The organism is Streptomyces sp. SLBN-118, assembly GCF_006715635.1.
GTDB lineage: Bacteria > Actinomycetota > Actinomycetes > Streptomycetales > Streptomycetaceae > Streptomyces.
Genome location: NZ_VFNP01000001.1, coordinates 1,564,193 through 1,578,310, shown reverse-complemented (window position 1 = coordinate 1,578,310; position 14,118 = coordinate 1,564,193). Strand labels below are relative to the sequence as shown.

The window sequence follows — 14,118 nt, the reverse complement described above, 5'->3', positions numbered from 1 at the left end:
TCCTCCGGTACGACGCCCACACCCCCTTCGCGGGCGTCGTACGGGAGCGACCGCGCGTGGATTCAGCGCAAGACCGGGAAGGGGTCTGTACGGTCAGCTGGACAGTCTCCCGCGTGATCATCACCGCCCGGTTTTCCGCCATCGACTCCGCTCAGCCCACCGCCGACGAAATTGGCCCCGTCCAACACGCATGGGCCACAGCCAGCACCAACAGCGCTCAATAACCTACGAGAACCGCGACAGCCGAGCGCAACCGAAACCCCTACGAATTGCCGCGACTGTTCCCCGTTGGGTTCACCTGGCCCTAGGGGCCCCTTAGGGGTTAGCCCGAGCCCTGCGCCCTCCATAGCGTGCAGCCCTGGTCAGGGCAATTGCCCACCCAACGACGAAGTGACGGGGTTGTATGAACAGCGTCAGCGTGCTGATCAGCGGGGCCGGGCCGACCGGTCTGACCCTCGGGCTCGAACTGGCCCGCCGGGGCGTACCGGTGCGGATCATCGACAAGGAGCGGAGCTTCACGACCGCCTCGCGCGGCAAGGCCGGCATCCAGCCCCGCACCCTGGAGGTGTTCTACGACCTCGGGGTCATCGACAAGGTTCTCGCGTCCGGTACGCAGCGGCTTCCGTTCCGGCGCTACCGCCGCGACCGGCTGATCAACGAGACCATCCCGTACCTCGACAACGCGCCCACCCAGGGCGAGCCGTTTCGCCGGCTGCACTTCATGCCGCAGTCGCGGGTCGAGGAGATTCTCCGGGAGCGGCTCGCCGAGTACGGCGTCGCGGTGGAACTGGGCACCGAGCTGGTCGAGTTCGGCCAGCCGGACCCGGACCAGGTGACCGCCACCCTGGCCACCGCGCAGGGCACCGAGCAGGTGTCGGCCGCCTATCTCGTTGGGTGCGACGGTGGCCGCAGCCTGGTCCGCAAGCGACTCGGCATCTCCTTCGAGGGGTTCACCGAGCCGGAGAAGCAGCTGATCGTCGGGGACGTGGAGATCGACGGGCTGGCTCCCGACGCCTGGTACCAGTGGCTGGACCTCGACCTCGGCGTGGTCATGCTGTGCCCGCTCAGCGGCACGCGCTCCTGGCAGATCCAGGCCACACCGCCCGTCGGCGCGGACGGCCGGCCCATGGAGCCGTCGGTGGAGGCCCTCCAGCGGGCCGTCGACCGGGCCACGGGGATGCCGATCCGGGTCCACGACGCGACCTGGCTGTCGACCTCGCGGATCAACGTGCGGATGGCCGACCGGCTGCGGGTGGACCGGGTGTTCCTGGCCGGGGACGCCGCGCACGTCCACCCCGTGCTCGGGGCGCTGGGCGCCAACACGGGCGTCCAGGATGCCTACAACCTCGGCTGGAAGCTCGCGCTCGTCCTCGCCGGGGCGGCACCTGAGCTGCTCGACACCTACCAGGAGGAGCGGCTGCCCGTGGCGCGCTGGACGCTGGACACCAGCGTCGCCAGCACCAGGGCCGTGTTCGAGGAGATGACCGGCGGCACCGGCGGCGCCGAGGCCGGCCTCACCCAGGACACCCTGCAGTTCGGTCTCGAGTACCGGGCCAGCCCGCTCAGCCGCGCGACGCTCAGCGACACCGGCGGCGTCCAGGCAGGCGACCGCGCCCCGGACTCGGTGTGCCTGGACATGGCCGGCCAGCTCGTCCGGCTGTTCGACGTGTTCCGCGGTCCGCACTTCACGCTGATCGGCTTCGGGGCCGGCTGCGAGGCGGCCCTGCGCGAGGTGGCGGCCGGGGGCCCGGACGACCTCAGGACCTGCCTGCTCGGCGAACGGCCGGCGCCCTACGGACTGGGCGCCGACACGCTGGTCCTCGTCCGCCCGGACGGCTACATCGGGCTCACCGCGCCGGCGGGGGACAGCGCGGCGGTGCTCGGGTACCTCGGCTCGCTGCTCGGCGGCGCGGTGTCCGCCGCCACCGCCTGATCAGGCCCCACACGGAAAGGAGAGCGCAGATGGTCTACCGCCCCGACTACTTTCGGCCGCCGGACCTGGAGACGCAGTGGGACCTCATCGAGGAGTACCCGCTCGGCCTGATGGCGTTGTCGGTGGAAGGCCGGCCCGCCGCCGTCCACATCCCGTTCGTGCTCGACCGGCACGCCTGGCCCTATGGCAAGCTGCGCGGGCACCTCTCGCGGGGCAACCCGATTTGTGAGGCGCTCGCCGGCAACGTCGAGGTGGTGGTGGCGTTCCTCGGCCCCAGCTCCTACATCTCGCCCGACCACTACGCCTCCCAGCCGCACTTCCCCACCTGGGCCTATGCGGCCGTGCACGTCACGGGACGGCCGCGGCTGCTGGACGAGGTGCGCACCATGCGCCAGCTGGACGACCTGATCGAGGACCAGGAGAGCCGGCTCGCGCCGAAGCAGCCCTGGTCGCTGCCGCGCCGGGCGAGCGCGCTGTTCGACGAGTACCTGCGGCTCATCCAGGGGTTCGAGATCCCGATCGGGCGCATCGACGGCGTGTACAAGCTCGGCCAGAACAAGTCCCCGGCCGACATGGCCTCCCAGGCGCGGGCCTTCCGGGAGCGCGGCACGGACAGCATGGACCGGCTGGCCGACTACATCGAGCGGCACAACAACCTGCCCAGGCAGGAGCCCGGCCATGATCCGGATCGGCCGGCGGACGCGGCCGACTGATCCGGCGTACGACGGCAGAACGACGACGGCGCCGCCTCTTCGGAGGCGGCGCCGTCGTCGGTCTCACTTCTGGGCGGCTGCCCCCGCCAGGCCCTGGCGCAGCAGGGCATAGGCGTGGTCGGCGTCGGCCACCGCCTCGGGGTAGACCTCGTCCGCGGACCGGCCGGCGACGATGCGCTGCCAGTTCACCGATGCCAGGATGCGCTCGGTGGCGATGACCTGACCGGCCAGCAGGGCGGCCGTGATCGCGCGGTCGGAGTCCAGCGCGTCCAGCGCGTCCACCAGGGCCTGGGCGAGCGCCTCCTCGGCCTGGGCCAGGTACTGGCTGACGCGTGCCACCAGGCTCGGCGTGGAGTACACGAGGTGGTGGAAGGCGAGGACGTCCTCGTCGTCGTTGAGCCCCGTGATGGGGTCCCGGGCCGCCAGCCCGTCCAGGAAGTGCTGGTGCAGGGCGTCGATCGCGGACACCCCGGGCGGCCGCTCCGCGACGACGGTGCTGCTCACCGTCTGGTGGTCGGCGAAGCGGTGGACGACCAGGTCTTCCTTGGTGGGGAAGTACTTGAACAGCGTGGGTTTGGAGACCTCGGCGACGGCCGCGATGTCGACGACCGAGACCTGGTCGAACCCGTGCTCAAGGAAGAGCGTGATCGCCGTGTCGGAGATCGTCTCTCGCGTTCGCTGTTTCTTGCGCTCCCGCAAGCCCATCGGCGCATTCACCAGGCCATCCTAGCACATTCCTTACCCGGGCAATCAGGTGACCGAGTCTGTGAATTGACTTGGTTAAGAAATCTGCTCTAGTGTCCGCTAGCGGAAGACGGACGGGCCGGACCGAGTGCCGCCCGCGGTGAGGGAAGGACATCAGGACATGGCACAGGCAACAGCGGCCTCCACCGAGAGGTCGGTGCGCTACCGGTGGTGGGGGCTGGGGGTGATCGCCCTGGCTCAGCTGATGGTCATGCTGGACATGACCATCGTGAACATCGCCCTCCCGTGGGCCCAGCAGGACACCGGGATGTCGGACGCGAGCCGGCAGTGGGTGGTGACCGCCTACACCCTCGCCTTCGGTGCCCTGCTGCTGCTCGGCGGACGGGTCGGCGATCTCGTGGGCCGCAGGCGCGCCTTCGTGGCCGGCGCCGTCGGCTTCGCCGTCGCCTCAGTGGCGGGCGGCGCCGCGCCGAACGCCGAGGTGCTCGTCGGCGCCCGCGCGGCGCAGGGCGTGTTCGCCGCGCTGCTCGTGCCCTCGACCCTGGCCATGCTCGCCACCACCTTCACCGAACCGCGCGAACGCGCCAAGGCGTTCGGTGTCTTCAGCTCGGTCGCCAGCGCCGGCGGCGCCATCGGCCTGCTGGGCGGCGGTGTGATCACCGAGTACCTCGACTGGCGCTGGTGCTTCTACGTCAACGTGCCCATCGGCGCGGCCGTGGTGGCCGGGGCCTTGCTGCTGCTGCCGGCGATGCCCGCGGGCCGCCAGCGGGTGGACGTCCCCGGCGCGGTGCTCTCCGCCTGCGGGATGCTCGCCCTCGTCTACGCCTTCGACCAGGCGGCGACCCACAGCTGGACCTCGCCCCGCGTCCTCGGCTGCCTCGCGGCCGCCGTGGTCCTGCTCGGCGCGTTCGGCCTCACCCAGGCCAAGGGGCCGGCTCCGCTGCTCCCGCTGCGGCTGGTCGCCGACCGCAACCGGGCGGGAGCGAGCCTGACCATCGCCCTGGCCATGGTCAGCCTGTTCGGCCTGTTCCTGATCCTCACCTACCAGTTGCAGGTGGTAATGGACTTCTCGCCGCTGCGCACGGGTCTGGCGATCCTGCCGGCGACCGTGGCGACGGTGCTCACCTCCACCCAGATCGCCGCCCGGCTGGTGCCCCGCGTCCCGCTGCGCCTGCTGGTGGTGCCGGGCCTGCTCATCGCCATGCTGGGCCTGCTCAACCTCGGCCGGCTCACCCCCGACAGCTCCTACGCCTCGACCCTGATGCCCACCCAGATCCTGCTCGGCATCGGTGTCGGACTGGTGATCTCGCCGTGCATCAGCGCCGCCACCTACCGCGTGCCGCCGCAGGAGGTGGGTGTGGTGTCGGCCTTCGTCTCCACCTCCCAGCAGCTGGGCGGCTCCATCGGCACGGCCCTGCTCAACGCCATCGCCACCAGCGTGACCGCCGACCGGATCGCGGGCGGCGGTCGCGGTGAGCGGGCCGTGACCGAGGCGACCGTCCACGGCTACGCCGTCGCGAGCCTGTGGGCCGCGGGCATCACCGCCCTCGCCGCCGTACTCGCGGGCCTGCTGATCACCATCGACCTGCGCAAGCCCGCCCAGGCTCCCCCGGAGCAGGCGCGCGCCACGGAAGGCGACCTGGCGCCCAGCAACTGACCGCGCCACCACCGGACCAGCAGCTGCCGGGTGATCTCCCCCGGCCTGGTGGCTGCTCCGGCCGCCCGCCGGGACTCACACAACCAACCGGCGGGCGGCCCCTATCAGGCCCCTAGACCCCCTCTTCTCGCCGTGGATCGGCTTCGGCCCCCAGGGGCGTACATAGGCTCAGCGCGACCCGCGAACGGCCCGGAGCCGTCATTTTCGAGGATGTGCCCATGCTTCAGGATTCAGCCCCTCTGGAACTCGACGACGCGTTCATGCAGGACCCCCACTCCGTGTACACACGGCTCAACGCCGAAGGCTCGGCGCACCGGGTGATGATGCCTCCCGGGGTCCCCGTGTGCGGCGGACTGCCGGTGTGGCTGATCACCGGATACGAGGAGGTGCGCTCGGCGCTCGCGGACCCCCGGCTGAGCACCGACCTCAACAGGACGGACCGGCTGTTCGCGCAGAACGAGCCCGACCGCAACAAGCGCGGCGCGTTCTCCTCCGCCCTCGCCACCCACATGCTGCACTCCGACCCGCCGGACCACAACCGGCTGCGCAAGCTGGTGAACAAGGCGTTCACCAGCCGCGCCATCGAAAAGCTACGGCCGGAGATCGAGCAGATCACCGGCGAACTGCTCGCCGCCCTGCCGGACGAGGACCCGGTGGACCTGCTGGACGCGTTCGCGTTCCCACTGCCGATCCGGGTGATCTGCCTGCTGCTGGGCGTGCCGCTGGAGGAGCAGGAGAACTTCAAGTCCTGGTCCAAGGCGCTCGTCTCCGGCGACTCGCCGGCTGCGACCGCCGCCGCGTCGACCGCGATGATCGAGTACCTCGGCGACCTCATCGAGCGCAAGCGCCGTACGCCCACCGACGACGTGCTCGCCGCGCTGGTCTCGGCGCGTGACGTCGACGACCGGCTCACCGAGACCGAACTGGTCTCGATGGCCTTCCTGTTGTTCATCGGCGGCCATGAGACCACCGTGAACACCCTCGGCAACGGCACGCTGCACCTGATGCGGAACCTGGACCAGTGGGAGGCGCTGCGCCAGGACCGCTCCCTGCTGCCCGGCGCCGTGGAGGAGTTCCTGCGGCTGGAGAGCCCGCTGAAGCACGCCACGTTCCGGTGCGCCACGGAGGACCTGAGCATCGGCGACACCGAGATCCCGGCCGGCGACTTCGTGCTGCTGGCACTGGCCTCCGCCAACCGGGATCCGGAGCGCTTCGGCGATCCGCACACGCTGGACGTCCGCAGGCCCACCGGCGGCCATGTCGCCTTCGGGCACGGCATCCACTACTGCCTCGGGGCACCCCTGGCGAGGATGGAGGCGCAGATCGCCTTCGGCGCGCTGCTGGACACCTTCCCCGCCATGCGGCTCGCGGTCGACCCCGAGGACGTGCGGTGGCGCACCAGCACGCTCATCCGCGGGCTCCACTCACTGCCGGTGCGGCTGAACCGCCCATAGTGTTCAGGCCCTGCGGCAGTTCGTCACGGCGGGACAGGTTGAGCTTGCGCAGGACACGCGTCATGTGCTGCTCGACCGTGCTGACCGTGATGAACAGCCGCCGGGCGATCTCCCGGTTGGTGTGGCCCTCCGCCGCCAGGGCGGCGACCCGCAGCTCGGCCTCGGACAGCACGTCGTGGATCTGCTCGGAGGCCTCGTGCCCGGCGGCGCACACCCGGCCATCGGCCGACCGCTCTGCATCCGGCAGCAGGCTCTGGCTGAGCGGCTCGGCATGGCACTTCTTCGCCATCCGGTAGGCACGCCGTACGATCACCCGGGCTCGGTTGGACTGGCCCAACAGGTGGTAGACACGGCCGAGGTCGCCCAGCGCGTGTGCCAGCAGCAGATCGCAGCCGGAGTCCTGGAGTTCGTCCACGGCCTCCCGCAGCGCCCGCAGCCGCTGCCGGGGCTCCATCGTCGAGGCCAGCAGACGCAGGGCGTTGCCGTGCACCCGGGGGCGGCCCTTGTGCCGGGCCAGTTCCTCCCGCAGATACGTCACGGCCTGGTCCGGCTCGCCCAGGCGCAGCCGGGCCTCGGCCACCCCGGTGCGCCAGGGGATGAGCGTGGTGTCGGCCACCCCCCAGCTCTCCAGGGCCTTGCCGCACGCCAGGAAGTCGCCGAGCGCGGCCTGAAGTCGCCCGGTGGCGAGGTGGAACTGCCCTCGGGCGTACAGGTAGTGCTGGCCGAAGAGGGTCTGGAAGACCGCCTCGGGCACCGGCTGGCCGAGCCGGGCCCGCGCCTCGTCGTAGCGGCCCATCGCGGTCAGCGCGTACACCGAACTCGCCAGCGGCAGGCCGATGCTCAGCCCCCAGCCCCCTGACGACATCCGCGACAGGGCCAGGTCGCTGTGCCGCTCGGCCTCCAGCAGCCGGCCCTGCCGGATGAGGTTCGCCGCCCGCAGCGAGGACAGCAGCGCGTCCCAGGTGGGGATGTTGCGCTCGCGGGCCGCCTCCAGCAGCGTGGTGCACCAGGCGTCGACCTGCTCGGTGCGGTCGGCGTAGAACAGCGTCATCAGCGCCAGCGGGATGGTCTCAAGCGTCGGCGTCAGACTGGACATCTCCAGCACATGCGCGGCGCCGACCACGGCCGGCCCGGGTTCGCCGCCCCGCAGGACGACGGACAGGGCGGTGGCCGCGTGCAGCCGCGGCTGCTCGGCGATCGCCGCTGGGGCGATCTCGTGGGTGACGTCGACGCAGACCTCGCCGAACATGCGCCGGTGGAACGGCGGGCACAGCACGGACAGCCACCGCTGCAGCGCCCGCACCTCGGCCACGCCCTCCTCGCCCGGGTCGTCGGCCAGCTGCCGGTCGACCAGCTCCAGCACCTCCGCGGCCTCGTCCACATAGCCGTGCCAGACCAGGTTCTTGATCAGGGACATCGCGCCCGACGTGGCCGTGAGATGCCCGGCCTGGAGCGCCTCCTTCAGTTCCGGGAGCCGCCGCATCGCCTTGGCCGGGTCGACCTGCCAGGCGGACAGCGTGCGTTGGAACAGGATGGACGCCCGCAAGAGCCCGTCCGGGCAGATGGCGTGGGCCAGGTCGAACAGCCGCATCGCCTTGGGGAACTCGTCCTGGGCGAGCGCGTCGGCAGCGGCTTCCCGGAGCAGTGGGGGCGCCCAGGATTCCGCCATACCTCCCGCCGCCACGATGTGTTCGGCCACCGCGGCCGGATGTGCGCCGTTGTCGTGCAGCAGTACGGCGGCCCGCCCGTGCAGCCGCGCCCGCTCCTCGGCGGAGACCTCGCCGCCCAGCACGGTGTGCATCCTCGGGTGGCGGAAGCCCGGGCCCGCCAGCAGGCCGGCCTGGGTCAGCTCCTGAAGGTGCCGGGTGGGTGGGTTCGTGCTGTTGTGGTCGAGCAGCACCGTCAGCGCGTCCGGCCCGAGCACCGCCAGGTGCCGGGCGAGATCGGCCGCGGGCGCGCTGACCCGGTGGACGCAGTCGACCACCGCGGAGTCGAACATCTCCCCGGCGACCGGCCGTAACGCGGCCGCGCCCGTGTACGTGCCTTGCAGGGCGTTGCAGGTGTCCTCGACCAGGGCTCGCGTCAGCAGCGGGCTGCCCCCGCTCGCCGCGTGGAACTCCGCGGCGCCGGCCTCGTCGGCGGGCACGCCCAGCCGCTCGGTGAGCAGCAGCCGGATGTCGCCGGCGGTCAGCGGGCCGACCCGCAGCTGGTGGAATCCGGGCTGCCGGGCGAACTCGGCCCGCGCGGCGGCGTACGGGGGCAGGGCCTGCGGCCGGTCGGTGAACACCGCCAGGACCCGGGAGGCGACCATGCGGCGGGCGAGGTGCCCGAGGCAGCCCAGCGACTCGGGGTCGGCCTCGTGGATGTCGTCGCCGGCGAGGACGAGGGGATGGTCGTCGGCCAATTCCATGACGGCCGCGCAAAATTCATCCATGGCTTTGTCGCGTTCACCTTCCGGTGCCCGGGTGACCGCCGCAAGGCTGCGGCCGACGGCTGCGAGCGTGTCACTCGTACGCTGTGAAGCTCCTTTGAATCGCCCTGTGTGCCACAGGAGTTGATGGACCACGCCCCAAGAGTTGGCGCGTTCCCTCGGGGAGCAGGCCGCTCTCAGGACGAGGGAACCGGATTTCGCCGCGCTCTGGGTGAATTCGTGGAGGAGGGCGGTCTTGCCGATCCCCGCAGGGCCACTGACCAGGGCGATCGGACCCGCTCCGCGGTCGCGTGCGGTCAGCAGGTCATGCAATTGGGTGAGTTGTATGTCCCGTCCGACGATGGACATCCGCAGGTGCTCCTATGGTGCCGAGGCTTCGGTATGTCTTCAGCCATCCTGCAACTTCAGACAGTCCGCGGGGCCTTCAGTGATCATTGCCACAGGGATTTGGCGCAAGTGCGACCGTCGGCAACGGCAATTCGGCCAACTTTGAAAGCCAGGGCAATTTTCCGCCTTGGGGTTCTTCAAGGAGGCGTAAAGAAAATGCGGCCCGGGGGTCCCCGGGCCGCACATCTCGGACAGGTCTCGACAGTTCTCTGACGGTCCCCGCGCCTCAGGCGGCGAGCGGCTCCGGCAGCGGCCGGGTGTGTAGGACGTCGAGCCGGGAGACCGCACGCGTCACCACGACGTACAGCCGGTGCAGGCCGCGCGGTTCGGACTCGACGATCGCAGTCGGCTCCACCACGACGACATGGTCGTACTCCAGGCCCTTGACGACTGTCGCGGGCAGCACGGTCACCCGGGTGGCCGTGCCGACCTCTGCGGCCGTCGCCGTCTCGATGCCCGCCCTGCGCAGGGCGGCCGAGGTGGCGGCGACCGCGTCGTCGGCGGCGATGACGGCGACCGACCCCTCGCGGCCGAGGGCCGCGCGGACGGCGGACACGGTGGCGGACGCCAGGTTGTCGACCGCGCTGACCGTCAACTCGCCGTCGTGGCGCAGCGAACGGGCCGGCGGCACGTCCACGCTAAGGGCGCCCACCAGCCGGTTGGCCAGCTCCATCACCGCGGCGGGCACACGGAAGCCGGTGGTCAGCGGGACGACCGTGGCCTGCGCCTTGCCCAGGTGCGTCAACTGCTCCTGCCAGGTCCGCGCCGACCACGGTGCCGTCGCCTGGGCCAGGTCGCCCAGCACCGTGATGGAGCCGAACGCGCTGCGCCGGGCGATCGCCCGGCACTGCATCGGCGACAGGTCCTGGGCCTCGTCCACGACCACATGGCCGTAGCCCTCGGGGCGCTCGATGAGCCCCGCGACCTCGTCGAGCAGCAGCATGTCCTCGACCGACCAGGTGGCGCTCTTCTCCGAACGCGGAGGCTTCGCCCACAGCAGGGCCCGCTGCTCGGCGGCGTCGAACATCCCGTCCGCCGCGGCCTCCATCACCCCCGGATCGCTCAGCAGCGTGGCCACGACCTCCTCCGGCCGCGCCACCGGCCACGCCGCCTCCAGCAGCGCGGCGACCGGCTTCGAACGGCCGATCTTGCGCGCCCAGGTCACGCTCTTCGGGCCGGCCCGCCGCTCGGCCTGCTGCTGGATCAGCGTCACCACCCGCGAACGCACATGCTCGCGGCCGATCCCGTACGGCACCCCCATGCCCCGCACCTCGTCGATGACCCGGGCCAGGTCGTACGAGTCCACCCGCCAGCGGTACGAGCCGTCGGTGACCGCGATGGACTCCTCCGGGTGCCTCATCCGGGCGCACAGCGCACGCTCAAGGACGGTGGCCATACGGTCGCTGTGCTTCAGGACGCTGACGTCCTCCGGGTCCGCCCGCCGCACCGGGTGCCGGGCGACGACGTCCTCCACCGTCAGCTGGGCGATGTCGATCTCGCCCAGCGACGGCAGCACCTCCGAGATGTAGCGCAGGAAGGTGCGGTTGGGGCCGATGATCAGCAGGCCGCTGCGCTGCAGCCGCTCGGGGAACGTGTAGAGGAGATAGGCGGCGCGGTGCAGGCCGACGGCGGTCTTGCCGCTGCCCGGCGCGCCCTGAACGCAGACCGACTCGTTCAGTTCGCTGCGGACCAGGTTGTCCTGTTCCGGCTGGATGGTGGCGACGATGTCGCGCATCGGGCCGAGGCGGGGCCGCTCGATCTCGGCGGCGACGATCGCGCTCGCCGCGTCGCCGCCGTCGTCGCCCCGGGCGTGGTCGAGGTGCTCGTCCTCCAGGCCGGTGAGGTCCTCGGGAGCGCCGTGGCTCCAGGGCGCCCACCCGAAGCGCCGCCGTACCGCGACTCCGCGCGGTTCCAGGGCGCTCGCCTGGTAGTAGGTGCGGGAGACCGGCGCACGCCAGTCGATCACCAGGGGCGGTGCGGCCGGGTGTTCCGACACCCGCCTGCGGCCGATGTAGTACCGCTGCCGCCGGTGGTCCCCCGCTTCCTCGGAGTCCTCGAAGTCGAGCCGGCCGAAGAACAGCGGGCTGTCGGGCTCCTCCGCCATCTGCCGTGCGCGGGTGCGCAGGTAGCGGCCGAGCGCCTCGGCGCTCGCGCCGTCGCCCGACACGCCCTCGCCCGCGACGACCTGGTACTGGGCATCGTCCACCTGTCGGGTCATCGCCTCGTGGCACACCGCGACATACGCACGCTCCAGGGCCAGCTCGTCGTCGAGTCCGACGGCCTCCTGGGTGCCGTACGTGTCCTGGACGTGTGACGTCATCGATCGACCTTTCCGAAGTGACGGCCTTGCGCGCCGCCCGACGAGGCCGGACGGCGAATTCCGGGTCCCAGCATAACTGAACCCGGTTAATAGACTGGCTGAGTTGTGTTATTGCTGGCCGGATACCGGCGGCCCGTTACCGCCTGGCCGCGATCAGTGCGCCCAGCACCGCCGCGCGGACCAGATGGCCGGGGGCGTACAGCTCCTTGCCGATCCACAGTGGGGGGTGGCGTTCGGCGTCCAGGCCGTGCTTCAGGAGGAAGGCGCAGCCTCGGTGTACGGCCTGGGTCGCCTCCTCGGAGCGGGCGTCGCCGCCGGTGGTGAGTTCCAGCAGGGTGCGTACCGCGTAGGCGGTCTCCTCCGGTGTGCCGTCCGAGCGGCCCCAGGAGCCGTCCTCGTGCTGCCGGTGCAGGAGCCAGTCGACGGACCTGCCGAGGGCTTCGGCCGAGGTCGGGCCGGCGTACCGGTGCAGGGCCAGGGCGCATCGCATCGTCGCGAAGTAGGGCGAGGCGTGCCACTTGTCGGACCAGCTGCCGTCCGGCCCCTGGCGGCCCCGCAGCCACGACGCGATCCGGTCGACCGCGTCCCGGTACCTGTCGCGGTCCCCGCCGGCGGGGCCGTCGGCCAGGTGGCAGCCCAGCGCCTCCAGGATGTGCGCGTTGGTGGTCGTGGACGGCTCGTGCTCCGGGATGGTGGACATGAAGTGGCTGCCGGCGTCGTACTGCCACAGGTACTCCGGCTCCTGCGGCGCCCCCAGGCGGGCCAGGGCCGTCAGGACGATCGCGCTGGTCTCCGCCTCGTACGCGAAACCCGGCGCGGTCGGCGCCCCCGACCGGCCGACGTCGCCGGGCAGTTCCTTCAGCAGCGGGGCGAGCACCTCCCGCGGAACCCCCGCCGTCGCCAGGTTCCCGGCGATCCACGCCCGCTCGTAGAACACGATCGAGGTCATCGCGGCGACCGCGCCGGCGCCCCGCTCCTGGGCCTGCCGCAGGAAGCGCACCGACGGGTGCATGGGATCGGCCGGCTCCCTCGGGCCGAGCCAGGCGGCGGTGGCGGCCGCGGAACAGCCGACGACCCCGTCGACCGGCTCCATCTCGGCGGCGCCGACGGCCGCCGGGCCGACGATCTCCAGGTAGTGACCGGCGAGCGGGTTGCGCCAGGCACCCTCGCGCAGCCCACGCAGCGCCTCGTCGGTCAGTCCGTGCGGCAGCGCCAGCGGCTGCACCGGTCCGTCCCCGAGGACGGCGAGCCGGGCGTTGATCCTCTCCACCAAGGCCGGGATGACCATGAAGAACACGACCGTCGACGGCACCGGCTCCTCGGCGCTCCGCGCCACCAGCGCGGCCGCCGCCGCGAGACCCCGCCGCGCGGCCTCGACGAGCGCCGCGGGCGGCAGCGGCAGCTCGCCGCCCTCCCGGCCCAGCACGGCCAGCAGTGCCTCCGTCGCGCTCAGCGTCGGCACGAGGGCATACCCGGCGGGGCCGCCCCAACTGCCGTCGGGCCGCTGCTCGTCGAGGAGATACCGGACCCGCGCGGCGTCCCCGTCCAGCCACTGGGCCAGCGACACCAGCCGAGCCGTCTCGTACACCGAGGGACCCAGCGCGCCGGTCGGGTGACCCAGCACCCTCTCCACCAGCTCGGCGACGAGCCCGTCGAGATCCACGTCCGTGGGCGCGCTCACGCGGGGAGCTCCTCGGAGACGGTGATGCTGTTCAGGAGCAGCGACGACGGCAGCGTCGCCGGGTCGGGGTCGCCCGGCAGGACCGGGCCGCCGGGGCTGCCGATGATGATCGCCAGACAGAAGTACACGGGCTGGTCGAACAGCCAGCCCTTCGGGGTGGTGTCCTGCGGGGTCAGCTTGAGGTACTCGCGGCCGTCCAGGTACCACGTGATCGAGTCGGGCCCGCGCCGCCAGACCGCCGAGTAGGTGTGGAAGTCCGCGCTGAGCGGGCTGCCGTCCTCCGTGGTCGTACGGGCGCCCATGCCCAGGGACGGGATCTGGTGGCACTCGGGGGAGTGGACGGCACCCCACACCGAGTCCGGCTCGGAGCCGAGCGCCTCCAGTACGTCGATCTCCCCGGCCCGGTACCACGCCTGCACCGGGTCCTCGTCGCCCCGGTGCCGCAGCTGCGTGCCCCAGGCCCACAGCGCGCAGTCCAGGCCGGGACCCGCCGCGGTCTTCACCCGGGCGTCCAGGCGCAGCGCGCCGCCGGGCCGCGGCACGAAGTCCTCGCGCCGGGTCTCCAGCCACGCCGCCCGGTACTCCCCGTCCTCGTGCGTGGCGGTGATCCGCAGGTGCCCGGCGCCGTCGAGGCCGACGTTCGCGGGGTCGTCCGTGTGGAACTCGATGCCGGCGCCGAACGGCTGCCCGGTGACGACCTGCCACAGGGCGGGGTCGGGCGGGGACCCGGCCGGGCCCTCGAACGTGTCCTGCCACAGGACCTTCCACGACGGCGGCGCGGTCGCGGCGGCCGGGGCGGTGGCGTGCTTCTGGTTCACGGTCTCCATGTCTTTCTCG

The 14,118-nt window shown here is 71.9% G+C and carries 9 protein-coding genes; 4 read left to right on the top strand and 5 right to left on the bottom strand.

Annotated features, from left to right (window positions below):
• The first annotated feature begins 403 nt into the window (after positions 1-403).
• A complete protein-coding gene (locus tag FBY35_RS07075) occupies positions 404-1,933 on the top strand; it encodes an FAD-dependent monooxygenase (protein ID WP_142212958.1) in 1,530 nt (509 codons plus the stop codon).
• Positions 1,934-1,962: 29 nt separating this feature from the next.
• Positions 1,963-2,646, top strand: coding sequence for an FMN-binding negative transcriptional regulator (locus tag FBY35_RS07070; RefSeq protein WP_142212957.1), 684 nt, complete (start codon positions 1,963-1,965; stop codon positions 2,644-2,646).
• 63 nt (positions 2,647-2,709) lie between these two features.
• Here FBY35_RS07070 and FBY35_RS07065 read toward each other — a convergent pair whose 3' ends face one another.
• Complete coding sequence (locus FBY35_RS07065) at positions 2,710-3,363, bottom strand: TetR family transcriptional regulator (protein ID WP_142212956.1); 654 nt, start codon at positions 3,361-3,363, stop codon at positions 2,710-2,712.
• Positions 3,364-3,511: 148 nt separating this feature from the next.
• Here FBY35_RS07065 and FBY35_RS07060 point away from each other — a divergent pair, with 148 nt between their 5' ends.
• Both FBY35_RS07060 and FBY35_RS07055 read left to right on the top strand, forming a co-directional pair.
• Positions 3,512-5,008 (top strand): DHA2 family efflux MFS transporter permease subunit, encoded by a 1,497-nt coding sequence (locus tag FBY35_RS07060; protein WP_142212955.1) that lies wholly within the window; start codon positions 3,512-3,514, stop codon positions 5,006-5,008.
• A gap of 218 nt (positions 5,009-5,226) precedes the next feature.
• Positions 5,227-6,462, top strand: a complete 1,236-nt coding sequence (locus FBY35_RS07055) for a cytochrome P450 (RefSeq protein ID WP_142212954.1) — start codon at positions 5,227-5,229, stop codon at positions 6,460-6,462.
• On the opposite strand, the gene FBY35_RS07050 is transcribed toward FBY35_RS07055, so the two are convergent.
• The 4 genes from FBY35_RS07050 to FBY35_RS07035 all read right to left on the bottom strand — a co-directional run bounded on the left by FBY35_RS07050 (position 6,416) and on the right by FBY35_RS07035 (position 14,108).
• Positions 6,416-9,241, bottom strand: coding sequence for an AAA family ATPase (locus FBY35_RS07050; protein ID WP_142212953.1), 2,826 nt, complete (start codon positions 9,239-9,241; stop codon positions 6,416-6,418). The two genes, FBY35_RS07055 and FBY35_RS07050, sit on opposite strands and share 47 nt — an antisense overlap.
• A gap of 265 nt (positions 9,242-9,506) precedes the next feature.
• Positions 9,507-11,600, bottom strand: a complete 2,094-nt coding sequence (locus FBY35_RS07045) for an AAA family ATPase (protein WP_142212952.1) — start codon at positions 11,598-11,600, stop codon at positions 9,507-9,509.
• 136 nt (positions 11,601-11,736) lie between these two features.
• Complete coding sequence (locus FBY35_RS07040) at positions 11,737-13,281, bottom strand: prenyltransferase/squalene oxidase repeat-containing protein (RefSeq protein ID WP_160159245.1); 1,545 nt, start codon at positions 13,279-13,281, stop codon at positions 11,737-11,739.
• The gene (locus FBY35_RS07035; protein WP_142212950.1) at positions 13,278-14,108 is read right to left on the bottom strand and encodes a family 16 glycosylhydrolase; all 831 of its coding nucleotides are present in this window, start codon (positions 14,106-14,108) and stop codon (positions 13,278-13,280) included. Before FBY35_RS07035 ends, FBY35_RS07040 begins: the two co-directional genes overlap by 4 nt.
• Positions 14,109-14,118: the final 10 nt, after the last annotated feature.

Coding starts and splice junctions, on each gene's coding strand:
- FBY35_RS07070 (WP_142212957.1), top strand. CDS start 1,963: ATGGTCTACCGCCCCGACTACTTTCGGCCGCCGGACCTGGAGACGCAG.
- FBY35_RS07055 (WP_142212954.1), top strand. CDS start 5,227: ATGCTTCAGGATTCAGCCCCTCTGGAACTCGACGACGCGTTCATGCAG.
- FBY35_RS07045 (WP_142212952.1), bottom strand. CDS start 11,600: ATGACGTCACACGTCCAGGACACGTACGGCACCCAGGAGGCCGTCGGA.
- FBY35_RS07060 (WP_142212955.1), top strand. CDS start 3,512: ATGGCACAGGCAACAGCGGCCTCCACCGAGAGGTCGGTGCGCTACCGG.
- FBY35_RS07035 (WP_142212950.1), bottom strand. CDS start 14,108: ATGGAGACCGTGAACCAGAAGCACGCCACCGCCCCGGCCGCCGCGACC.
- FBY35_RS07075 (WP_142212958.1), top strand. CDS start 404: ATGAACAGCGTCAGCGTGCTGATCAGCGGGGCCGGGCCGACCGGTCTG.
- FBY35_RS07050 (WP_142212953.1), bottom strand. CDS start 9,241: ATGTCCATCGTCGGACGGGACATACAACTCACCCAATTGCATGACCTG.